This window comes from Lentzea sp. NPDC005914 (genome assembly GCF_040629405.1).
Taxonomy (GTDB): Bacteria; Actinomycetota; Actinomycetes; order Mycobacteriales; family Pseudonocardiaceae; genus Lentzea.
In genome coordinates this window covers 1-20,591 of sequence record NZ_JBEXVQ010000044.1, presented here as the reverse complement: position 1 = coordinate 20,591, position 20,591 = coordinate 1, and the positions used below count along the sequence as shown (strand labels likewise).

The following is a 20,591-nucleotide window of genomic DNA, read 5'->3' as shown; positions in this document are numbered from 1 at the left end:
CCGCGATGTGAGCTAGACCGCAGGAAGAAGCGTGGTGATGTCCCGGTAGGCGAAGCCGAGCCTGCGGTACAGGGCGATGGCCGGGACGTTGTAGTTCTCCACGAACAGCGCGCAGGTGCCGTAGAGGGAGAGCAGCGACGACGTCACGAACTGGCAGACGCGCCGGCCCAGGCCCTGGCCCGCGTGGGAAGGGTGCACCGACACGCCCATCATGAAACCGACGTCCGCGGACGACCAGGCCTCGGCCGCGGTGGCGACGAGCGTGCGGTCCCGGTGGATGCCCGCCCAGCGGCGGACACCGGTTTCGCCCGGCCAGGCCCAGGACGCCGGGTTGGCCGTGCGGAGCAGGGGCGGGACGTCGTCCAGGTCGGCGAGCCACCCGACGTCGTCGGGCAGCGGGAGGGTGCCCGAGCGGTCCATCCAGCCGAAGGGCTTGTCCTCCACCCACGGGGTGGGCATGAGGGACGCCACCTCGTGGGCCAGCGAGCGCTCCAGCAGTGGGCGCAGGTTCACGCCACGGCCGTGCGCCGCCAGTAACGACGCCACGCCCTCCGGTGGGCCGGACATGACCAGGCGGCGGCGTCTGGTGAGAGACGGGGCGTGCACTGCCACGGCGCCCCGGTGTTCCCAGGCCGCACCGCCCGCTGACAGGGCCTGGGACGCCCAGCGGATGAGGGGATCGGGAGAGGCGTCCTGCAGCTCGGCGGTGGTGCGTAAGCGGCGCACTCAGTCCTTCTGTTTGCGGCGCAACAGGGTTCGCTTGGCGAGCGAGTCCTCCAAGGCCTGGTAGGCGAGGTCCATGGCGCGGTTGTACTCACCCTGGGGGCGCTGCGGGACCGACTCGTCGGGCAGCGGGGGCGTGACCATCTGGAGCCAGCGCTCGTTCCACAGCTGCTCGACGGCCTGCTCCCAGTGCAGGGCGGCGCCCATGCGGACGACCCTCTCGCGGTCGCGGACCTCGGCGATCTCCCGCTGGGTGGCCGCGATTCGCTCCGCGAGCTCGGCGCACCGGACCTCGTCCAGCTTGTGCTGGCGGGCTGCCGCGTCCGTGGCGATGGCGATGATCTCCTTGTAGCGCTCAACCGCGGACAACGTGGGCACCTCGATCACCTCCTCGCTCTGACGCTGCGACGGGACCGACTCGAAAATGGTCGTCATCATCGGGTTCATCACGCTTCTCCTGTGTCGAACGGGATGATCACCTGCGGTCGCGAGTGCTCGAACCGGTCGAAGAACAGACCTCGGCGTGGCCGTGGTGACCAGGCCATGACCTGTTCCGGTCCGAGCGACAGCAGTTCCTTGCCCTGGACGTCGAACGCCACCCAGGCGCCGATGTCGTCGTAGACGCCCGGCGGGAGGCTCGCCTTGAGCCTCGTCACGCCTCGCCACCAGCCCAGCACGTGCGTGCGGTTCTCCGGGCCGTGCTTGAGAACCGCACGCAGGCTGTCCAGACCGGACGCCCGCGTCGCCGGATCTTTCTGTTCCAGCAACGTGTGCGCCGCGTCCACGCCGTAGAGCACCAGGTAGTGCGGTGCGGGCGGCGTGATCGGCATGCCCGTGTTCAGGGCCTGGAGCCGGGCCGCGGTGCGGTCCAGCAGGTCGCGGATGCCGTCGATGCCGATCACCGAGGCATCGTGGCCGTCGGCGCTCAGGCGTTTCGCCAGATGCAACGCCTCCGGCATGGCCTCGTCGACCAGGCACGCCAGGCTGAACGCCGCCTCGACCGGCTCGTGCTGCCTGCCCAGTGACGCGGCCGCTCCGCCGAGCACCGCGGCCGCGTCCTGGACCACCGAGCCGATCACCGCGATGTTGCGACCAGGTGTGCGGGCGAACCGCACCCTTGCCGCGCTGCCCGCGACGTCGATCACCTGTCCCAGCAACACGGTAGGCGAAGCGTCGCCCGGTCGCAGTTCGAGGAAGTCCGGCAGCGCGTCGAGGAAGGGGATCTTGCTTCCGTCGAACAGGCCAGGGGCCTGGCCGGGCTCGCGGCGCCACAGCTCGTTCTGCAGGAAGTCCATGGTGCCCTTGGACGTCGAGTCCGGGACGCGGCAGATCTCGTTGCCGGGCTTGACACCCGACTCGTGGTTGATCACCGCGTGCCAGCGGGGGAGCTCGACCGCGGCGTCGTTCGTCGGCTCGGCGAGCACGCGGCGCGCCTTGGGCAGGGCGATGCGGACGGTGAACTGCTCGAAGATCGCCGACTTGCCCCAGAAGCCCTCGATGCCCGAGACGTCCTGCGAGGACAGCACGAGGTGGATGCCCTGCGAGCGGCCGCGCCGTGCCACGTCCTCCAGCAGCTGCGTCGCCGCGGCGGTGACCTGGTCGCGTTCGCCGAAGAGGTACTGGAACTCGTCGATCACCGCGACGATCCGCGGCCAGCGACCGGTGGGGTCCTCGGCGCGCAGGTGTTCGAGCTTGGTGACCTCGTGCTGCTTGGCCGCGTCGGCACGCCGGCGCATCTCGTCGGACAGGAACTTCAGCAGCGCGACGCCGAACTCGCGGTCGGTGTTGACGTTCACGCCGACCAGGCGCGCGTGCGGCAGCCACGACGGGTCCTTGCGGCCCGGCGCGAACTGGGCGAACGACACGCCCTCCTTGAAGTCGAGGAGGTACAGCTCCAGCTCGGCCGGCGAGTACCGCGCGCACAACGAACCGAGCATCGCGTAGAGGAAGTTCGTCTTGCCGGAACCCGACGGACCGCCGATCAACGCGTGCGGCGAGGTGTCGCCCAGCTGCACGCAGACCGGTTCGCCGTCGTCGAACCCAACGGGCGCAACGACTCCGGCGGCGGAGTTCTCGGTCCACGGCCGTTCGGGCAGCAGATCGCCGAACTTGCTCATGCGCGTCCGCCGCTCCTCGCGCTTGTCCGCGATGGCGGCACAGGCGCGCGGCACGAGGGTGCGCGGCAGAGCGGGATCCAGCGTCACCGTCACGTGCTTGCCGGTCATGGTGCAGAAAGCCGTGCCGTCGCCGCGCAACGAGACGGTCTCCACCGGCGAGTTGATCGTGATCGGGATGTCCACGATGAACAGCTGCACCCCGCACGCCAAACCGTTGCGCGCCACGCGTTGCAGCTGCTGCTGTTGGTCTTCCTTCAACGCCTTGCGGTTGCCGAACAGCACGGCGATCCGCCACGGCTCGGTGCGCCTGCCCTCGCCGCTGACCGCACGCACGGTCAGGTGCCCGTCGACCAGGACCTTGGTGTGCACCTGGCGGATGTGCTCGGACAGCTCGTCGAGCAGCTCGTGCAGCCGCGCGGGGTCGTGCACCGTCAGCAGGTTGGCGCGGGTCAACGGGTACAGCCCCGGCAGCGACCCGGTCAGCTGGCCGACGTCCCACACGTGGACGTGCACGAGACCCGGCTGGAAGTGCGACAGCACCCGCAGCAACAGGTTCTCCACCAGCGTGTCCGCGAGCTGGCGGCTGTCCGAAGTGGACGAGATGTGCAGGTGCGCCTGGTCCAGCAGCGGAACGGCCACCGGGAACGACTGCGACTCCGGCGCGGACGTCACCACGCCCGTGCCGATCCGCCACAGCTCCGGGACGCCCTCGCTGCCGTCGTGCGTGCCCGGCGTGCCGAGCCACGACTCGTGCGGCCACGACGCGGGCCCGTCGGCGACCGCCTTCACCAGCGCGGTCAGCTGGTCGGGGCCCGAAGCCGTCCACTCGTGGTACGACTGCTGCCAGTCGTGCCTGATCTGGTCGAGCCGCTCGCGGAACTGGGTCATCGAGAGCGGTGCGCGACGAGGGTTTGCCTCGCGCTTCTCGTCGACGACCAGGAACGGGGTCACGTCCTTCAAGGCGCTGTCACGCAGCGCCTTGTCGATCCCCATGCCGCGCACCGTGAACTCGAACATGTCCTTCGCGTGCTCGGTGGCGAGCGCCCGGTGCTCGCGCGCCACGGAGCCCAGCGCGGCCGAAACGGCGCGCTGGAACTCCGCGAAGGCCTCTTCGATCTTCCGCCGCCGGTCGTCGCGCCTGCTCATCACAGCTCCACGGTGAGTCGTTGGATGCGCTCGAGGGTTCCCACCATCAGTTCCAGCTGATCGGGGAATCTTTCCTTCGCGCGCACGAACTCCGGTGGAAGCAGCGACTCGTGGTGGTTCTCGCTCGACTCGGCGAGGATCGCGACCGCCTCGTCAAGGCCCTCCTGCGCTGATCGCACACTCCGGTACGACTCACGCAGGATCTCGCTCGCCTGCTCGAGCGCGGCACGAACCTCGGCGATGGATGCCATCAAAGCCTGCTGTTGATGCCCTCGGCGCCGGATATGCCCGCCCCGAGGTAGTTCTGCAGCTCGCTCACGCCGGACACGACCTGAGCGAACTGGGCGTTCGTCGTCTCGACGTCCGCCTGCACAGACCCCTGCGTGACCGATGTCAGCAGCTGCTGCGCGTCCTCGGCGAGCTCAGCCGCCTGTTGGAGGGCCGACTGGCTTTGGCTCGCCTTGTCGATCGCCTGGGCAATTGCGGCACGGACCTCTTCGATGCTGGCCATGTCGGCTCCCGAACCCTCCCGGAACTAGGGCGGTCGTACAACCACCCTCAGTAGAGATTGTGGCGTGATTTTCACAGTTGAGAGCGAAGATCGGCTAACCGGGTGGATGCCTGAATCCACTCGAACGGGCCTTGATTTAATGATCAGTTAGGCGCGGCCCTGGCCCCTTGACTACGCGTGTAGTGACACTCACAAAGCCGCCTACACCCCGTCGCACCGACCTACCGACCGTGCGGGTGAATCAAGACGGCCTTGAGGGTGAGTTGTCACGCGGAGTGCCTGCACCGAACGGGTCATCTCCCGCCCACGCCTCGACCAGGACGCGCTCGGCCCCCGGCACGAGTCCGCTGATCAGTTCGGGCTCGTCCAGCACCGTCCAGGCCGTCGGCGGCTCGCACGCCACCCGTGGCGTCGGGAAGCCGTCACCCAACCCGCGCACGAAGGTGCGGACCACCCGCGCCAGCGCCGCCGACACGTTGTGAGTGGCCTTCTCCGCGCTCGGCTCGGTGATGACGACGGCCCAGCACCCCGGCTCCTCGTCAGAGCAGTCACGGGCGTCCAGGACCCGCGCACCGGTACGGCTGATGAGCGCGTCGCACGCGGCCAGCGCCTGTTGCTCGTCCGCCGCTTCGACCACCACGGTGATCAGCAGCACGAGGTCGTCCACACCCAAAATGGTGTCAGACGACCCTGCGGACGAACTCCAGCACCCGCGCGACGGCCTCCCCGTCGGTCAGCAACCCGTCCACGACCTGCTCCTCGAACGCGGAACCGCGAATCCTGTCCGTTCCCGCCCGAGTGTCCGAAATCGGCACGATCTCGTCGTGGGACCCGTGCAGCCACAACGTCGGCAGCTCGCCGAGCGCCGGCCCGAAGTTGACCTCGTCCATCAGGTCGGCCAGCTCGTCGGACGCGCCGTCCCACATGCCGAGCACCGGCGAGATGAGCACCAGCGCGGCGTGCCCGCCGTGCGTTTGTGCGTACCGCACCGCGGAAGGAGCACCGGTGAAGTGTCCAATGAGGACGACCGGAAGCTCGGAGGCCTTCACCGCCGCTTCGACGTCCTCGGTCACCACGGCCGGAACACCGGTGGTGCGCAAGGCAAAGGCGATGCGCTCGCCGTGCGGCAACACGGCGAGCCATCCGGGTGCGTGCATCTACGAAGCGTAGAACGCGCTGATCTCGATCCGGCCACCTGAACACACAGGTCCGAGCGTCCACGGCAGGCTCAGCGGCACCGTCTCGTCCGGTGGGATGGCCACGGCCTTCGACGGCTCCGGCTGGCACGGCCCCTCGACGGGTTCGCTGCCCGACGGCACAACGCCCCAGTGCAGGTTCGCGGAGGCCTTGCCGCCCGGCGCCAGGGTCAGCGCGGCGGGACCGGGGTCGGCCTTGCGCTCGAGCTTGGTCGGCACCGCGCCGGACGCGTTCTCCAGCTGGAAACCGCTGTAGCCGTTCAACGTGCACGGCGCGGTGCTGGAGTTCGTGACGACGAACTTGCCGTACCGGTTGCCCGCGCCGGCGTCGGTCGGGTCGACCTGGCCCTTCAGCGCGGTCGAGTCGCAGCGCTTCATCGCGGGTGCGGCGGCGCCGGAGTTGGCCGGGGCGGAAGTGTCGGATGACGACGGCGGCGGTGTCGTCGAGGTCGGCAGCGTTTGCGTCGCCTTGTCCGGAGTTCTGTCCCCGCAGGCCGTCACCGCAGCGAGCACCAGCAGTCCGCAAGCGATCAACCGTCGAGTCATGGGTGCACCTCCTACCACCGAAGGATGTGCCCAAATATCAACTAGGCCACACAACGTGCCAGGAATTCACTCGATGGTTTGGCGGAGGATGCAAAGTCGAACGGATGTTCGATACGGTCGTTCTTGTGAAGCTGGTGGTGCAGGTGAAGCTGTTGCCAACGCCCGTTCAGGCGGCGGCGCTGGCGGCAACCCTGCGTGGCCTGCAATGCGGCTGCGGAGTACACGTAGCTGCATGCCGATCGTCAGGGGGAGTCGGATCTGCTGTTCCGCGACGGCACGTGGTTCTTGGTCGCCACCTGCGAGGTGCCTGAGCCGACAGTGTTCGAGCCCTCTGACTGGATCGGTGTGGACCGCGGCATCATCAACCTCGCAGATGTGTCCCGCTGCATGCACACGACCCGCTCGAACCGTCCCACCAGGACTCATTCCTCTGTCGCCGAAGCGGTCTCGCTGGACCCGCCGACGTCGTCGCCGCCGTGAACATCCGGAACCGGGCACGGCGCGCGTGGGTGCTCGTCAACGTTCCCTTGCCGATGGCTGCCCGAGCTGTCGGTAGATGCGGCCCGCACGCCACAGCCAGTGGCGGGCGAGGAACGCGACTTGGCTCGAAGTATCCGAGCACGAGCCCGGTTCTTCAGAGCTGAGGAGTTGACCTGATCTGGTTGACGTCCCAGCCGTCGGGCAGCTCCGACATGCCCTTCACCGCCGCGGTCCAGATGTAGGTCCAGGCGATCCGGCCGTCCGGCAGCACCACGCGCACGCGGCGGTAGTCCTCGCCCTCGTACTCGTCGAGCAACGGCAGCGCCTCTTCCGGCGACTTCAGCCGCAGCACGAAGCCGGGCACGCCCAAGCCGGCGCCGGGACGCAGCGCCGGGTAGCCCTGGCCCGTGTCGAACAACGTGCCGGGCAGGTGGGTCTCCTCGGACTCCACGACGTGCGGTTCCATCAGGTGCCAAGCGTTTGCGCCCGGCTGGAGCGTGCCGTAGACGAACAGCAGCTCGGGCCAGTCGTCCGCGGACGGCTCGCCGAGCACCTCCGTCACGTCCAGTCCATCCGTCATGGCAGGCCTCTCGCCGAGGGTGAGGGCGCGCCGCTGCGAGACGTCCTCGCAGCGGACCATACGGCCGTTGACGAGCACGGGCATCCGCTTCTTCGAGCCCGCGGTGTAGGCGAGGACCGAGTCGATGACACCGCCGTTGTAGAGCACCACACGGCCCGTGTGCAGGCGTACGAGGCGATAGCGCAGTCCGCGGCCCTCGCAGCGGTCGAGGACGCGCAGCTGCTCGGGCGTGGCGAACCAGACCGAGTGCTCCTCGACGTGACCGGGCTCGGCCGCCAGGGTCGCGGGGCGCTGGCCGTCGCGGGCGCGCATGCCCGCGGCCCAGACAGCAGAAAAGCCCTCACAGCGTGCGCGCAGCACGACCGCAGGGCCTTCGAGTCCGAGCTCCTCGCGGAGCCAGGTCACCTTGCTGGGGTTGGCGTTCGAGCCGTAGCCGAGCACCGGCATCCGGGCGGCCAACGGGGGCTCACCGTGGTTCGCGAGCCATTGGTCTAGGTCAATGTTCTCCGGCTCGACTCGCCATCCCGACTCCATCGTGAGGTCCGGTCGCACTGGCCAGCCCGTTTCGTCGACGTGGACGAAACAGTGGTCTGGACGAGTGCCCGGATAGGGCTCTGCCGGATGGCTGTCGTCGGTGAACGGTTGGGCCATTGGTCCATTGTGCCAGCGAGAGGGGCCGGATCGCGCCCCCCAATCGTGACCCATCCGATGTTTGGTCGCGAATCCTAGAGTCTTAGTGAGAACCTTCACTGCGCATTCGAGTGACTAACCCGATGTCTATCTGTCGACACTCCGGCGAGTTTCAGGCGTCGTCGTAGTGTCGCTGCGCCTGGGCGACCTCCGGGTGGTTCGCCTCGATCCAGTGCGCGAGTGCCACGAGGTGGTTCGCGGCGCCCTTGCCGAGCGGCGTCAGCGTGTACTCGACGTGCGGCGGGATGACCGGCTTCACCTCGCGGTGCACGAAGCCGTCGCGCTCCAGCGTCCGCAACGTCTGGGTGAGCATCTTCTCGCTGACGATCTCCAGTTCGCGCCGCAGGTCGCTGAACCGCCACGCGCTGCCGTCGAACAGCGTCTGGAGCACCCGCACGCCCCAGCGGCTTGTGACGTGCTCCATGATCGCCCGCTCGGGACACACCGTGACCTGCACGCTCACCTCCACGTAAGTACCCCACTTCAAAGTGGGTACTTTCCACAGGTTAGCGCTAACCATAGCTTCGTGGCTATGACGATCCTCATCACCGGTGCGACCGGCCAGTTCGGCGGAGCAGCCCTCCGCTACGTCCTCGACCGTACGGACGAGCAGGTCATCGTGTCCGTCCGCGACCCGAAGAAGCTCGACGTGGACGGCGTCGAGGTCAGGCAGGGCGACTTCGACAAGCCCGAGAGCCTCGACTTCCGCGGCGTCGACAAGCTGCTCATCGTGTCGTCGGGCGCGCACGACTCGGCCGAGCGCATCCAGCAGCACGCCAACGCCGTCGCCAAGGCTGCCGAGCACGGCGTGGGCCACATCTTCTACACGAGCGTCACCGACGCCGACACGTCCACGCTCGGTGTCGCCGAGGTGCACAAGGCCGCCGAGGAGGCCATCCGCGCAACCGGCATCACCTACACGTTCCTGCGCAACGGCATGTACCACGAGAACTACCTCGACTCGCTGGCCCAGGACGTCGTCGCCACCTCCACAAAGGACGGCCGCATCGCGAGCGCCCCGCGTGACGACTTCGCGCTGGCCGCCGCCGTCGCGCTCACCACCGAGGGCCACGAGAACGCCACCTACGAGCTGACCGGCTCGACGAACTGGTCGTTCCCCGAGATCGCGGGCGACAAGTTCCGCGACGTCAGCGACGAGGACCTGATCGCGGCCGGCATGCCCCCGTTCGTGGTCGACTTCTTCGTGGCGATCCGCAACGGCGTGCTCGCCGAGGTCCGCCCCGACCTGGAGAAGCTGATCGGCCGTCCCACCCGGCCCATCGCCCTCTAGTGGTGTGGCCTGGAAGGTTGCCGGGGGAATTCGCGGTCAGACGGGTGCATCGTGGTGCCGCCCCCGCGTCCTCATACCGGAGTCGTATGGGGGCGTGGGGGCGGTGCCGCGAGGCGCCCTGCTGAGCGTGAATTACCTCGCCAACGTTCCGGGACGCGCCACTAGGCGAACTCGGGGTGCGCCTCCGGGTGCGCGTCCCACCACTTGCGGTACTCCGGATTGCGGTCGAGCACCGACCGGTAGGCGTCGGCGGCGCACGCGAACACCTCGTGCGCCCGCCCCGCCACCGGGGAGTCCCGCCGCGTCGCCAGGAAGATGTCCGTCATCAACGGGGTGCCGCGCAGCTTGCGGATCACGATGCCGTCGCCTGTGCGCGACGGTGCCGCCGCGAACGACACCGCACCGCTCGCGACCAGGCCCCGGGCCATGCTCGACTCGCCGGTGTGGTGCACCAGCCTGGGCACGAACCCGGCGTCCGAGCACGCCTGGAACATCTGCATCCGGTTGCCCATCATCTGCGCGGTCGGGGTGACCCAGTCGTGGTCCGCGAGCTGGGAGAGGTCGATCTCCTCCTGCTCGGCCAGCGGGTCCCTGTCCGACACGGCGACGAACGCCGGTTCGCTGACGAGCTTGCGCAGTTCGATGCCGGCGAGGTCGCGCGACGGCATCCCGTCGAAGAACTCGAACAACGCCACGTGCACCCGGCCTTGCTCCAGCAGGTCCACGATCTCCGCCGACGACTGCCGCACCTCCGCGCGAACGTCGGCGTTGAGCTGCCGCAGCCCCTCGACGAGCGGCGCGAAGTACAGGATCGAGATGCAGCCGAGGTACAGCGGTCCACGCCGATCCGTCTCGCGAGTGGTGGCCATGAGCTGAGCCATCTCGTCGAGCACGAGTCTCGCCGTGCCCAGCACTCGCCGGCCCAGGTCCGTTGGAACGCAACCGTTGCGCGTTCGGTCGAACAGCTGCCCGCCGACCAGTCTCTCGACCGTGCGCAGCTGGGCCGACAGCGCGGGTTGGGTCAGTCCGAGCCGCGTGGCGGCCCTGGTCACGCTGCCTTCCTCGGCGATGGTGCGAACCGCGCGGAGGTGGCGGAGCTCCAGCTCGGGCATAAAGACCTTGTATCCCCCTTCTGAATGCGCCGCCACCCTTCGATCGGGTCATAGTGGTCCTCGATCGATCTTCCGGCCCGGCGCTAGCGGCAGCGCTCACGGGTCCGGCGCGGGAGGGTGCGCACCCCTCGGTTCGACGCTGCTGCCGCGCACCCTGCGCTCCGCGGCAGTAGCGTCGAACCCATGGCGGTGAAGGACTCTCCCACTGGCTGGGTGAACGAGCACATTCAGAAGTACGTCGAGACCGACGGTGCCGAGGGCCACGAGTGGAGGCCCGGCGTGCACACGCTCCTGCTGACCACCAAGGGGCGCAAGAGCGGCGAGCAGCGGCGCACGGCGCTCATCTACCAGCGCGACGGCGACAACTACGTGGTGGTGGCTTCGCAGGGCGGCAAGCCCCAGCACCCGTCCTGGTACCTGAACCTCGAAGCGGACGACCAGGCCGACGTGCAGGTGGCGGCGGACAAGTTCCGGGCGCGTGCGCGCACAGCCGGCCCCGAGGAGCGGGATCGGCTGTGGAAGCTGATGAACGAGGTCTGGCCCGCCTACTCCGACTACCAGAAGAAGACGGACCGCGAGATTCCCGTTGTCGTGCTGGAGCCAGTTAAGGGATAGGGACGGCCGCGCCCGTCACGATGACCCGGCGGTCCTCGCGCGTGGCGTCGACTTCGAGCCGTGACGGCCTGCCCATGTCCTCGCCCTGGCTGATGACGAACCGTTGTGGCCCTTCGAGGTCGCGCAGGTAGCCACCGAACGCGGCGGCGGCAGCACCCGTCGCCGCGTCCTCCACCACACCGCCGACCGGGAACGGGTCGCGGGCGTGCACGAGATCTTTTGACTCACGCCAGAACAAGTGCACGGTCGTCAGGTCGTTGGCCAGCATCAGGTCGCGCAACGCGTCGAAGTCGTAGTCCAGCCCAGCGAGCTGCTCGCGGTCCTTCAACGGGATCAGCAAATGGCGCGCGCCGCCGAAGCCGACGTGTACCGGTCCGTCGCCGATCTCCTTGTACCCCAATGCTTCCAGCGCGGCCTCGACCAGCTCCGATGAAGCCTCGGACGTGCTGGTCGGCACGCTGGTCAACGACGCCGTGCCGCCCGCGGTCTCGATGGTGATCTCACCGGCCTGCGTGTGGAACGTCAGCGGCCCGTCGCCGATCCGTTCCGTCAGCGCGACGGACGTGGCGATGGTGGCGTGGCCGCAGAACGGCACCTCCGCCTTGGGACTGAAGTACCGGACGTCGAACTCGCGCCCTGTTCCTCGCGGCAGCACGAACGCCGTCTCGGAGTAGCCCACCTTCGCGGCGATGACGAGCATCTCCTCGTCGGACAGGCCGGTCGCGTCGAGCACGACACCCGCCGGGTTGCCGCCGTCCGGGTCCTTCGTGAACGCGCTGTAGCGCAGAACGCCCTGGTCGGTCATACCCACTCCCAACGCGTAACCGTGCTGAAGTCTTCCGAACACGATCTTGCTGGTGACGTACCTCAGCCCGGCCTTCTCGAGCACGCGCCCGGACGCGACGTTCTCGGCCTGGTGCCCGGCGAACACGCGCGGCTTCCTGGCGAGCGCCCGGTCGCGCAGCTCCTGGGCGATCCGGGTGGCGAGCCCGCGGCCCCAGTGGTCCGGGTCGACCCAGTAGCCGATCTCGATCTCGTCCGGACCGCGGTCGGCCAGCTGCGCCAGCCCCACGACAACCCCGTCCTCGATGACGAGGTGCAGGCCGAAGCCGTGTTCTTCCCAGTGCTGCAACGCTTGTTCGTGCCGCTCGGCCACGTACTCCGGCGTCCAGGGCTTCCCGTCGGCGACGTAAGTGATCATCCTCGGATCGGTCGCCCAGCGGAGCATGTGCTCGAAGTGCTCGTCTGCCCACCGCACGAATTCCATACGGCCCATCGTGCCTCAGTGCAGCTGCGGAAGAAGTCCCTCGCACGTGCGAACCACGATCTGGGCGGCCTTCCGCTGGTCGTTCGGCGCGTGCACGTCGGCGGCCTGCGCCTGCCACCGCACCAGCGCGTCGAGCAGCACCTCCCGCTGCTCGCGCGGGTCGGCCTCGTAGTCGAAGCCCAAGCGCGCCAACGAGGTCGTGCCCTCGGCGCCGATCAGCCGCAACGCCTCTGCCTGCAGGTCGGCCGGCAGTTTCGTCCGTCCGGCCTGCAGCGCGGCCACCAGTCGCAGCTCGCGGAAGTCGTGGGCAGAGGCGACGACGCGTTCCAGGTCGGCCATCAGCTTGCGGGCGTTCTGCCGAGGCTCCATCCGGAACAGCACGTCCAACGCCAGCATCGCGGACCGGGCTTTCAGAATCTCCCGCCGCTCGGTGAAGTGCACGGCGATCGAGTCGCGCAGCTCGCCGAGCCCGCTGCGCTGCACCAGCTGGCCGGTGAGCTTGACCTGCGTGTCGAAGCCCTGCCGGATCAACGCGGTGATCAGCCGCACGCCGAAGATCCCGAACCGCTCCAGCAGTGCCTGGCGCACAGCGGGTTCCATCGGCAGCGGGAACTGCTCGCCGGCGAACCGGTCCGCCGACAGCAGGTTGTCCTCGAGCTCCTCGCGGCCCAGCGAGGAGAGCGTGCGCAGTGCCGCGAACTCGTCCTCCCGCAACGTCTTCGCGGCCACGGCCAGCAGCCCGGCCACCGAGACGACGTTCTGGCACAACGGTTGCACGGCGACGTCACGCCGGTAGCGGCGAGCGATCTGCTTGGCCGAGGACAACGCGTCGATCCGCCCGGCCCCGATCTCGTCGGCACGGGCGAGCACCGCGACGGTGTGGATCGCGGCGGTGCGGGCGATGGGGTGGTCGTTGGCCGCCTGCAGGAACTTCAGGTCGTCGTCCTGCACGTGCCGCATCAGGTACAGCAACGCGTCCGCCTCGCCCAGCACCTGCTCCGGTGTGGCCTCGGACGGGGTGTCGATCAGCACGACGTCCCGCAGCGTCCGTGCGGGCCACTCGACGACAACGCGGTCGGCGCGGTCGAACTGGCCGATCTCGACGTGGTACCTGCTGCCGCGCCTGCCCACGCCGACCTCGTGCGGACGGCCGGGCCCGGAGAAGACGTGTGCGCGCGGTTCGGTGCCGCCGCGGTACCAGACGAAGGAGCTCAGCGGCGCGAACTCGTCGCCGATCAGGGCGTTGACCACGGTGGACTTGCCGATGCGGGACCGTCCGGCGACGGCGATCCGCACGGGTTCAGTGTAGCGATCGAGCTGCGTGCGCAGCCACGCCGTGGCGCGCGGGCTGTCGCGGTAGACGGACAGCGCCTCTTGCAGCATCGACCAGACGACGCGGTCCAGGGTCACGCGGAGAGCTCCATCGCGGGACCGCCGAGCGCCTGGACCCGCTTGTAGAGCGTGACCAGCTTGTCCAGCTCCTTGCGGCCTTCCCGCATCCGGCGTTCGCGCTCGGTCTGGTCGTCCTGCACCGCGCGCTTGGCACTGCGGGCCGACTCCAGCAACGTCTCCTGCAGCTCCTCGGCCAGCGTGCTGAAGTGGTTGCGCAGCGAGCGCTGGATGTGGCGGCCGGAGTCGCGGACGTCCTTGGAGAACTTCACGAAGAAGTCGTCGACGTGCCGTTGCGCGGCAGCCTTCGCGGCGGCCTGACGGCGCTTCAGCCGTTGGTCGCTCTCGTCCAAAATGGACTTTCCGCCGAACAGCGCGCCGGCGCCGAGCGAGACCACGTTGATCAGCGGCATGCCCGCGAGCGAGGTGACCAGGCCGAACATCAGCACACCGCCGTACGAGCCGCGCAGACCCGTGAAGAGCTTCTGCGGGATCGAGAACGGCTCGATCTTCGGCTTCTCCAGCTTGCTCGCCGGTTCCAGCAGGTCGTCCGGCAGTACCGAACCGGGGATCAGGTCCTCGCGGTAGACCGGGAAGTTCTTGGCCACCTTGGCGGCCACCCACTCCGCGCGTTCCATCAGCCAGGCGAAGTTCGTGGTGGCGGCCTCGTTGAGGTTGTCCTCCAGCCACTGCTCGAACTTGTCCCAGCCGACCGCGGGGTCGGCCTCGTCGTAGGTCTTGTCGACCTCGCGCAGGATCTTGCGCGTGCGGTCGCGCAGGTCGTACTCGACGTCGGAGATCAGGTCGGCCATCTCGTCGTTGAGCACGTTCTGCCAACGGGAGGAGCGGCGCCGCAGCTCGTCGACGCGCCGTTGTGCCTCCTGCAGCGTCGAGATCGTGGCGACCGTGTGGGACGAGTCGTGGGCCGTCAGCTCCTCGCGCAACGGCGTGACGAGCTGGGCGATGGCCGAAGAGGCGACGACGGCGACGGCCCGGCGGGCCAGCAGGTCGGCGCTGGCGACGATGTCGCGCTGCACGCACGCCAGCAGTTCGGGGAAACCGGACTCGGTGTTGAGCCGCTGGTCGCCGGTCTTGGCCGCGCGCAGGCGCAGTGCCGAGGACACCGGGATCAGCTTGGCCGGGACGCCGGCGCGGGCGAGCAGAGCCCGGTTGCGCTCCACGACGGCGCGCCAGCTCGGCACCAGGTCGATCTTGGTGACGACCACGGTGACGTTCGGGCACGCCTCCATGACCTTCTTGAGCAGCGTCATCTCCGCCGAGGTCAGCTCACCCGTGGCGTCGGAGACCAGCAGCACGGCGTCGGCCTGCATCAGCGTCGCGAACGTGCTGGCGGTGTGCGCGGATCGGGTGTCACCCACTCCGGGGGTGTCGATCAGGACCAGGCCGTTGTCGAGCAACGCGCGGGGGATGCCGATCTCGGCGCGCACGACGTGCTGCGACTGGGCGGTGGCCTGCTTGGTCACCTGCTCGATCGGGACCGCGATGCGCTCGGTCGGCGTGTGGAAGATCGACCCGCGTGCGGACGCGTTGCGGACCAGCGCGGCCGACGGCGTGTCGGCGTGCTGGACGAAGGTCGGCACAGTCGTCGTGATGTCGTCGCCCACCGCGCAGACCGGCGCGTTGAGCAGCGCGTTGACGAGCTGGCTCTTGCCTTGCTTGGACTCGCCGACGACGAGAACGCGCAACTTGGGGTCGAGTTGCTGAGCCCGCTTTTCGCGCAGCCGGGCCTCCAGATCGGGCCTCCGGTGCGTGACGCAGGCCCCGATCGTCTCGTCGAGCACGTCGAGCCAGGGCGGTGCCATCACCTGACTCATAGTGCCGTGTTCACCCCCTTGGGTGAAAGCCTCGAACTCAAGACCGGTTCCGTTCGGACGAGACCGGCCTGCTCGCAGACGCGGTGATGTTGCTCACCGCGGGAGCCGCTCTGATCGTTTTGCCTGGTGAGACGCCGAACCGGCCCTGTCAGGTGCGACAGGGCCGGTCCGCGATGGGTCAGGTGGTTCAGCCGAGCAGGCCGTGCAGGTCCAGACCGTCGTTGACGACGGGCAGGTCGTGCGTCACGTGGGTGACGCCGCCGAGCACGTTGCCGACACCGGCGTGGTCGCCGACCAGGCCGGTCGCGGAGCCCGTGAGGCTCGTGGCGGTGTCGACGACACCGGACGCGGCGTGCTCGACGCCGCCCACGGCCTCGGGGACGCGGACATCGACGTTGCCGTTGGAGATGTGGTCGAGGCCACCGACGTTGAGCAGGTTGCCCAGGGAGGCGTCGCCGCCACCGAGGACGCCCAGCGCGTCGTGGCCGAGGCCCGTCACACCGGTGACGTGGCCGAGAACGCCGTCGACGCCGGGAACGGTGTGGGTGACGGTGCCCAGCGTGCCGTCGACCGTGGAGGTCGCGGTGTCGGCCACGTCGAGCACGGTGCCGGTGACCGGGGAGGCGGTCTGGTCGAGGACCGAGGTCACGTCGCCGACGGCGGAGAAGTCACCGTCGAACTTGACCTCGCCGGCGCCGAAGATGTCGGCCGAGTGCGTGCCGGCCCACACGGTCATGCCGCTCTCGTCGGCCGCGAGCAGGCCGGCGGAGGACGAGGTGATGTCGCCGAGGGACACGCCCGACGTGGTCAGCTGAGACGCGACCGCCTGCAGCTGGCTGATGGCGCCGAGCGGGCCGTCCTCGAGGACGTCGTGCGGGAGGCCGACGAAGGACACGCTGTCGAGGGCGGGCAGGCCCGCCGGGGTGGCCGGCAGCAGGTCGATCACCAGCGGGATGACCTCCTGCACGTCGACAGCGGTGATGTCGGCCAGGCCAGCCTGCTCCAAGGTGCCCTGGGCGTCGTTCGCGAACGCGGCCTTGAGAGCCGGGTCGCTGAGGAGGTTGAGCACGAAGTCGTGGAGGGTGCTGGTCGACTCGATCATCTGAAGGACTCTCCTGTTGAAGCACGTATCAATTGGTCTGCCCAGAAGCTATGAGAGCGGGTCCATCCCCAACATCGGGGATCACTCCCAGTAGATCCCCGTTCCCCAATGGGGTGACGCTCGTTGACCCCCTAGGGGATTAGGGGCACCGCTTGAGTGCCTCTCGTTCACCCGTGTAGGTACTGGTCGCTGCTGCGAACAGGTGAGGGAAGAGACTTGGCGTACGTACTCGGAGTCGATGTCGGGACCACCCGCACGACTGCTGCCGTGTGCCGTCTCGACGGTGCCCGGGATGCCGAGATCGCCCTGGTGGTTCCGTCGTTTCTGCAGCTCACGGAAGCTGGGACGTTCTCGGTGGGCGAGTTCGGCACAGCCGGCTGGACCGCCACCGGATTCGCTCGCAGAGTCGGCGACGCGGTGCCGTACTCGCTGGGCCCGGAGACGTGCCCGGCCGAGGAGCTCACCGCGTTGCTGATCATGTGGGTGATCGGCGAAGTGGTCACTCGAGAGGGTGAACAGCCACGTCACGTGGCAGTCACTCACCCAGCCGGGTGGGGCCCCTATCGCCGTGGTCAGCTCTACGCCGCGTTGCGGGCCGTCGGGGTCCACGACGTGACGCTCGCGCCGGAGCCGTTGGCCGCCGCGGAGAACCACGCCGTGCGCGCTCGTGTCGTGCCGGACTCGTCGTTGGCCGTGTTCTCGCTGGGCAGCCACGCGTTCTCCGCGTCGGTCGTGCGTCGGTCGCAGTCGCGGACGTTCGAGCTGGTCAACCACGTCGAGGGCGTCGACCACCACACCGGCGCCGACTTCGACGACCTGCTGGCCGCCCTGGTGCGCGGTCGTCTCGGCAAGGACGCCCTGGTGTCGGCCGCCGAGTGCGAGGCCGCCAAGCGGGCGTTCGGGCCCGCGGTCGTGGTCAGCGGCGTCGAGATCACCCGCGACGAGTTCGTCGAGGAGATCAGGCCTTCGGTCGACCACCTGGTCAGCACGTTCGCCCGTGCCGTGGGCGCTGTTCAGCCCGACGCGGTGCTGCTGGTCGGTGGTGGCTGCCGGATGCAGGTGATCGGCGACGCGTTGTCCGCCGCGGTCGACTGCCGGGTGCTGGCCGAGGCCGCGCCGGAGCACTCGGTCGCGAAGGGCGCCGCCGTGGCCGCACGACTGGTCCTGGTGGGTCCCGAAGCCGAACCCGAGGCCTTCGACACCTCGGTCCTGGTCCACACCCGCGAGGCGTCGCTGCGGTTCCCGGTCGGGGAGATCGCCCGCCCCGACGACGAGGAGTTCACCGCGCCGCCGCCCCGCCCGCCGGTGGACGTGTCACCGCTGGAGCTGCCGCCGCGCCGGGTGAAGCGCGTGGCGAGCGCGCTGAACCCCGTTGGGCGCCGGTCCAGCTCCCGATCTGAGAAGTCCGACAAATACGACGATGAGGACGGCCGTTGAGCGTGACCACGCGAGCCAGGTTGGTGCTGGACGCTTCCGTGCGAGGCGTCCTCGACCGGATCAACGACGCTGACGAGGGCTCCCGCCTGCGCGTTGTCGTTGTGGCGCCTGGTGGCTACGGCAAAACAGCGCTGCTGGACGAGATCACCAACTCGGCTGTGCGCGTGGTCGACGACGCTCATCTGCTGGATGACGCGTCTCTGCGTGCGCTGGCTGCTGAGCCGTTGCTGGTGCTGGCGTACCGGCCTTGGCCGCGTCGTTCGGTGCTGGCCGAGCTGACCCGTGGTGCGGTGGTTGTTCCTCTGGCGCCGTTCTCGCGGGAGCAGGTTCGTGAGTTCCTGCACGCGCCGAAACCCGTGGTGGACTTCGTTTTCGCTCAGACCGGTGGCGTGCCCGGGTTCGTCTCGCAGCTCGGGGCTGTCTCGGAGGTTTCCGCTGAGGCGCTGAGTGCGTTTCGTGCCGAGCTCGACTGGCTGGATCCGGATCTGCAGAAGTTCCTGCTGGCCGCCGAGGCCGGCGCGGCTCAGCAGCTGGACCTGCTGTCCTCGTTGCTGGACAAGGACTTCGACGAGGTCAGCGACATCATCGAGGCTGCTCGGGCCACCGGGATGCTGGCCGAGGACGGCACTTTGCTGCCGTTGGCGCATCGGGCTGTCGCGGCGTTGACGCGGGCTGAACGGCGGATCGCTGTTCGGCAGAAGCTGGCGCAAGTGCAGCTCGAGCGCGGTGGGCCGGTGTTGGAACTGGTGCGGCCCTTGCTGGACGCGGGCATCAGCGGACCGGTGTTCGCCGCCGCGGCACGGGAAACTCTCGCCTCCGACCCTGCTCTGGCCGCTCGCCTGTTCAAGGCCTCGACCGGCGGTGGCGCGCCGTCTCCCGAGATCGCCGCCGCGTGGGCCACGGCCTCCGCGATGGCGGGAGACCTGGACGGTGCCCTGCGCCTGGCCGACCAGGTGATCAGCGCTCCCGACAGCCCGCACCGCCGCACCGCCGCCGAGGTCGCGGCCGTGGCGCTGGCCCACCGAGGCCAGTTGGCCCGCAGCACCGAACTGTTCCGCTGGGCCGCGACGCCGTACGCGGCGGCGTTCGCCGGTATCGGCGTGATCGGCACCGGTCACCGCTTCGAGGAAGCCCCTCCGCAGCCGCCGACGATGCTCGGCGGCGCGGCTCTGCTGATGCTGCAAGGCGTTCGCCAGTCCGTCGGCGGCGCCGAGACCGCCGCACTGTCCACTTTGGTCCGCGCCTCGTCGATGCTGGAACCCGCCGGCGGCGCGGTCCTGCTGCCCGACAGCCCGGCCGCGCTGGCAGCGCTGGTGGCGGTGCACTGCGGCGAGCCGAACGTCGCCGAGTCAGTGCTGGACCGCGCGGTGGAGACCGGGACCGGTGGCGTGCTGATGTCGGTGCGGCACCGGTTGCTGCAGTCGTGGCTGCAGATGCTGCGGGGCAACCTGGCCGTTGCGCGTGAAGGGCTGATGTCCGTGCGCGGGGTGTTCGAACCCCGTGACTGGATTTTCGCTGTGGCGCTTGAGGTGGGAGTGGCTCGGCGCAACAGTGATCTGGCTACCTTGCGTCGGACTTGGGAGCAGGCTTGTGAGGCAGTGCTCCGGCATCCTGTTGACCTGTTCTCGTTGTTGCCGTTGGGGGAGTTCGCTGCTGCCGCTGCTCGGTTGAGGGATCAGGAGCGGTTGGCGCCGCATCTTCGGCAGGCGCTCGCTTTGTTGCGGGGGCTGGGGGATCCGCCGTTGTGGACCACGCAGCTGCGCTGGAGTCTGTTGCACGCTGCGATCATTGATGAGGATTCTGCTGCGGCTGAGGAGCATGCTGCTGCGTTGGCGGTCAATCGGGCGCATTCGCGGTATTGCGCGATTGTTTCTGCTGCGGCTGAGTGTTGGCTGGACGTGGTCGCCGGGAAGGTCGATCCGGATCGGGTTGAGGAAGCTGCTCGTAGCTTGCACGCGGTTGGGCTGTGGTGGGACGCGGCTCGGTTGGCTGGGCAGGCTGCTATCCGGACTTCCGATCGGCAGGCCATGGTTCGGTTGCTGGACTGTGCTCGGTTGTTGCAGGGGAGGGCGGTGTCCGCTCGGCGTGGGGGTGGGTCGGATGGGGACGCTGTGGTTGTGGTTGAGGATGCTGGGAAGTTGAGTGATCGGGAGAGGGAGGTTGCTCAGCTGGTGGTCGAGGGGATGACTTACAAGCAGGTTGGGGATCGGTTGTTCATCTCTGCCAAGACTGTTGAGCATCACATGGCTCGGATGAGGCAGCGGTTGGGGAGTACTTCTCGGTCGGATTTGCTGGCTCAGTTGCGGCATATTTTGGGGGCGTAGGGCTGGGCGCGGCTTTGTGGGTGGGTCGGCCTGCGTTGGGCGAGTCACGTTCCGTGCGAGACGCGACTTCGTGGATGGTCACCTTGCGTTGAGCGAGTCACGTTCCGTGCGTTTCGCGACCGGGCGGGTGGTCATCTTGCTTTGGGCGTGTCCTGTTTAGGGCGCGGGGCTCTGCCCCGGACCCCGCCAATCTGATCAAAGACCGGCCAGCGCCGCTTGCGGGTTGATGG

Annotated in this window: 20 protein-coding genes; 5 read left to right on the top strand and 15 right to left on the bottom strand. The window is 68.8% G+C overall.

Features of this window, described 5'->3' with window-relative positions; genetic code table 11:
- Positions 1-12: 12 nt before the first annotated feature.
- The 8 genes from ABZ345_RS40600 to ABZ345_RS40565 form a co-directional block, all read right to left on the bottom strand.
- Positions 13-726: a GNAT family N-acetyltransferase gene (locus tag ABZ345_RS40600; RefSeq protein ID WP_359860288.1), complete on the bottom strand. Its 714-nt coding sequence runs from the start codon at positions 724-726 to the stop codon at positions 13-15.
- Positions 727-1,170, bottom strand: a complete 444-nt coding sequence (locus ABZ345_RS40595; protein WP_359860287.1) for a hypothetical protein — start codon at positions 1,168-1,170, stop codon at positions 727-729.
- Complete coding sequence (locus ABZ345_RS40590) at positions 1,170-3,986, bottom strand: FtsK/SpoIIIE domain-containing protein (RefSeq protein WP_359860286.1); 2,817 nt, start codon at positions 3,984-3,986, stop codon at positions 1,170-1,172. Before ABZ345_RS40590 ends, ABZ345_RS40595 begins: the two co-directional genes overlap by 1 nt.
- Positions 3,986-4,237, bottom strand: a complete 252-nt coding sequence (locus ABZ345_RS40585) for a hypothetical protein (RefSeq protein ID WP_030467714.1) — start codon at positions 4,235-4,237, stop codon at positions 3,986-3,988. The genes ABZ345_RS40590 and ABZ345_RS40585 overlap by 1 nt, the downstream gene beginning before the upstream one ends.
- Positions 4,237-4,497 carry a hypothetical protein gene (locus ABZ345_RS40580; RefSeq protein WP_030467713.1) on the bottom strand — a complete coding sequence of 87 codons (261 nt, stop codon included), beginning with the start codon at positions 4,495-4,497 and terminating at the stop codon, positions 4,237-4,239. Before ABZ345_RS40580 ends, ABZ345_RS40585 begins: the two co-directional genes overlap by 1 nt.
- A 241-nt stretch (positions 4,498-4,738) precedes the next feature.
- Complete coding sequence (locus ABZ345_RS40575; protein WP_359860285.1) at positions 4,739-5,164, bottom strand: hypothetical protein; 426 nt, start codon at positions 5,162-5,164, stop codon at positions 4,739-4,741.
- A 13-nt stretch (positions 5,165-5,177) separates the two neighbouring features.
- Positions 5,178-5,654, bottom strand: coding sequence for a hypothetical protein (locus tag ABZ345_RS40570; protein ID WP_359860284.1), 477 nt, complete (start codon positions 5,652-5,654; stop codon positions 5,178-5,180).
- Complete coding sequence (locus ABZ345_RS40565; RefSeq protein ID WP_359860283.1) at positions 5,655-6,239, bottom strand: DUF4232 domain-containing protein; 585 nt, start codon at positions 6,237-6,239, stop codon at positions 5,655-5,657.
- 318 nt (positions 6,240-6,557) lie between these two features.
- On the opposite strand from ABZ345_RS40565, the gene ABZ345_RS40560 reads away from it, so the two are divergent.
- Positions 6,558-6,719 carry a hypothetical protein gene (locus tag ABZ345_RS40560; RefSeq protein WP_359860282.1) on the top strand — a complete coding sequence of 54 codons (162 nt, stop codon included), beginning with the start codon at positions 6,558-6,560 and terminating at the stop codon, positions 6,717-6,719.
- A 154-nt stretch (positions 6,720-6,873) separates the two neighbouring features.
- Here the strand turns inward: ABZ345_RS40560 and ABZ345_RS40555 are convergent, their stop codons facing one another.
- Both ABZ345_RS40555 and ABZ345_RS40550 read right to left on the bottom strand, forming a co-directional pair.
- Positions 6,874-7,950, bottom strand: coding sequence for a gamma-glutamylcyclotransferase (locus tag ABZ345_RS40555; protein ID WP_359860281.1), 1,077 nt, complete (start codon positions 7,948-7,950; stop codon positions 6,874-6,876).
- A gap of 151 nt (positions 7,951-8,101) precedes the next feature.
- On the bottom strand, positions 8,102-8,476 hold the full coding sequence (locus ABZ345_RS40550) for a helix-turn-helix domain-containing protein (RefSeq protein ID WP_359860280.1): 375 nt from the start codon (positions 8,474-8,476) through the stop codon (positions 8,102-8,104).
- Positions 8,477-8,521: 45 nt separating this feature from the next.
- Between ABZ345_RS40550 and ABZ345_RS40545 the strand changes: the two genes are divergently transcribed.
- The gene (locus ABZ345_RS40545; protein ID WP_359860279.1) at positions 8,522-9,280 is read left to right on the top strand and encodes an NmrA family NAD(P)-binding protein; all 759 of its coding nucleotides are present in this window, start codon (positions 8,522-8,524) and stop codon (positions 9,278-9,280) included.
- A gap of 161 nt (positions 9,281-9,441) precedes the next feature.
- On the opposite strand, the gene ABZ345_RS40540 is transcribed toward ABZ345_RS40545, so the two are convergent.
- Positions 9,442-10,392 (bottom strand): LysR family transcriptional regulator, encoded by a 951-nt coding sequence (locus ABZ345_RS40540; protein ID WP_359860278.1) that lies wholly within the window; start codon positions 10,390-10,392, stop codon positions 9,442-9,444.
- A gap of 183 nt (positions 10,393-10,575) precedes the next feature.
- Here ABZ345_RS40540 and ABZ345_RS40535 point away from each other — a divergent pair, with 183 nt between their 5' ends.
- A complete protein-coding gene (locus ABZ345_RS40535; protein WP_359860277.1) occupies positions 10,576-11,007 on the top strand; it encodes a nitroreductase family deazaflavin-dependent oxidoreductase in 432 nt (143 codons plus the stop codon).
- Here the strand turns inward: ABZ345_RS40535 and ABZ345_RS40530 are convergent.
- From ABZ345_RS40530 to ABZ345_RS40515, 4 genes are all read right to left on the bottom strand, one after another.
- Positions 10,997-12,274: a PhzF family phenazine biosynthesis isomerase gene (locus ABZ345_RS40530; protein WP_359860276.1), complete on the bottom strand. Its 1,278-nt coding sequence runs from the start codon at positions 12,272-12,274 to the stop codon at positions 10,997-10,999. The two genes, ABZ345_RS40535 and ABZ345_RS40530, sit on opposite strands and share 11 nt — an antisense overlap.
- A gap of 15 nt (positions 12,275-12,289) precedes the next feature.
- Positions 12,290-13,684, bottom strand: coding sequence for a hypothetical protein (locus ABZ345_RS40525; RefSeq protein WP_359860275.1), 1,395 nt, complete (start codon positions 13,682-13,684; stop codon positions 12,290-12,292).
- A complete protein-coding gene (locus tag ABZ345_RS40520) occupies positions 13,681-15,486 on the bottom strand; it encodes a dynamin family protein (protein ID WP_359860352.1) in 1,806 nt (601 codons plus the stop codon). The genes ABZ345_RS40525 and ABZ345_RS40520 overlap by 4 nt, the downstream gene beginning before the upstream one ends.
- A 199-nt stretch (positions 15,487-15,685) precedes the next feature.
- Complete coding sequence (locus tag ABZ345_RS40515) at positions 15,686-16,600, bottom strand: IniB N-terminal domain-containing protein (protein WP_359860274.1); 915 nt, start codon at positions 16,598-16,600, stop codon at positions 15,686-15,688.
- Positions 16,601-16,816: 216 nt separating this feature from the next.
- Between ABZ345_RS40515 and ABZ345_RS40510 the strand changes: the two genes are divergently transcribed.
- Both ABZ345_RS40510 and ABZ345_RS40505 read left to right on the top strand, forming a co-directional pair.
- On the top strand, positions 16,817-18,037 hold the full coding sequence (locus tag ABZ345_RS40510; protein WP_359860273.1) for an Hsp70 family protein: 1,221 nt from the start codon (positions 16,817-16,819) through the stop codon (positions 18,035-18,037).
- Positions 18,038-18,039: 2 nt separating this feature from the next.
- Positions 18,040-20,361, top strand: a complete 2,322-nt coding sequence (locus tag ABZ345_RS40505) for a helix-turn-helix transcriptional regulator (protein WP_359860272.1) — start codon at positions 18,040-18,042, stop codon at positions 20,359-20,361.
- Positions 20,362-20,591: the final 230 nt, after the last annotated feature.

What these genes read in the sequence shown, in the direction of transcription:
- ABZ345_RS40595 (WP_359860287.1), bottom strand. Translation starts at nt 1,170, where the DNA reads ATGAACCCGATGATGACGACCATTTTCGAGTCGGTCCCGTCGCAGCGT.
- ABZ345_RS40590 (WP_359860286.1), bottom strand. Translation starts at nt 3,986, where the DNA reads ATGAGCAGGCGCGACGACCGGCGGCGGAAGATCGAAGAGGCCTTCGCG.
- ABZ345_RS40585 (WP_030467714.1), bottom strand. Translation starts at nt 4,237, where the DNA reads ATGGCATCCATCGCCGAGGTTCGTGCCGCGCTCGAGCAGGCGAGCGAG.
- ABZ345_RS40580 (WP_030467713.1), bottom strand. Translation starts at nt 4,497, where the DNA reads ATGGCCAGCATCGAAGAGGTCCGTGCCGCAATTGCCCAGGCGATCGAC.
- ABZ345_RS40570 (WP_359860284.1), bottom strand. Translation starts at nt 5,654, where the DNA reads ATGCACGCACCCGGATGGCTCGCCGTGTTGCCGCACGGCGAGCGCATC.
- ABZ345_RS40565 (WP_359860283.1), bottom strand. Translation starts at nt 6,239, where the DNA reads ATGACTCGACGGTTGATCGCTTGCGGACTGCTGGTGCTCGCTGCGGTG.
- ABZ345_RS40555 (WP_359860281.1), bottom strand. Translation starts at nt 7,950, where the DNA reads ATGGCCCAACCGTTCACCGACGACAGCCATCCGGCAGAGCCCTATCCG.
- ABZ345_RS40545 (WP_359860279.1), top strand. Translation starts at nt 8,522, where the DNA reads ATGACGATCCTCATCACCGGTGCGACCGGCCAGTTCGGCGGAGCAGCC.
- ABZ345_RS40540 (WP_359860278.1), bottom strand. Translation starts at nt 10,392, where the DNA reads ATGCCCGAGCTGGAGCTCCGCCACCTCCGCGCGGTTCGCACCATCGCC.
- ABZ345_RS40535 (WP_359860277.1), top strand. Translation starts at nt 10,576, where the DNA reads ATGGCGGTGAAGGACTCTCCCACTGGCTGGGTGAACGAGCACATTCAG.
- ABZ345_RS40530 (WP_359860276.1), bottom strand. Translation starts at nt 12,274, where the DNA reads ATGGAATTCGTGCGGTGGGCAGACGAGCACTTCGAGCACATGCTCCGC.
- ABZ345_RS40520 (WP_359860352.1), bottom strand. Translation starts at nt 15,486, where the DNA reads ATGGCACCGCCCTGGCTCGACGTGCTCGACGAGACGATCGGGGCCTGC.
- ABZ345_RS40515 (WP_359860274.1), bottom strand. Translation starts at nt 16,600, where the DNA reads ATGATCGAGTCGACCAGCACCCTCCACGACTTCGTGCTCAACCTCCTC.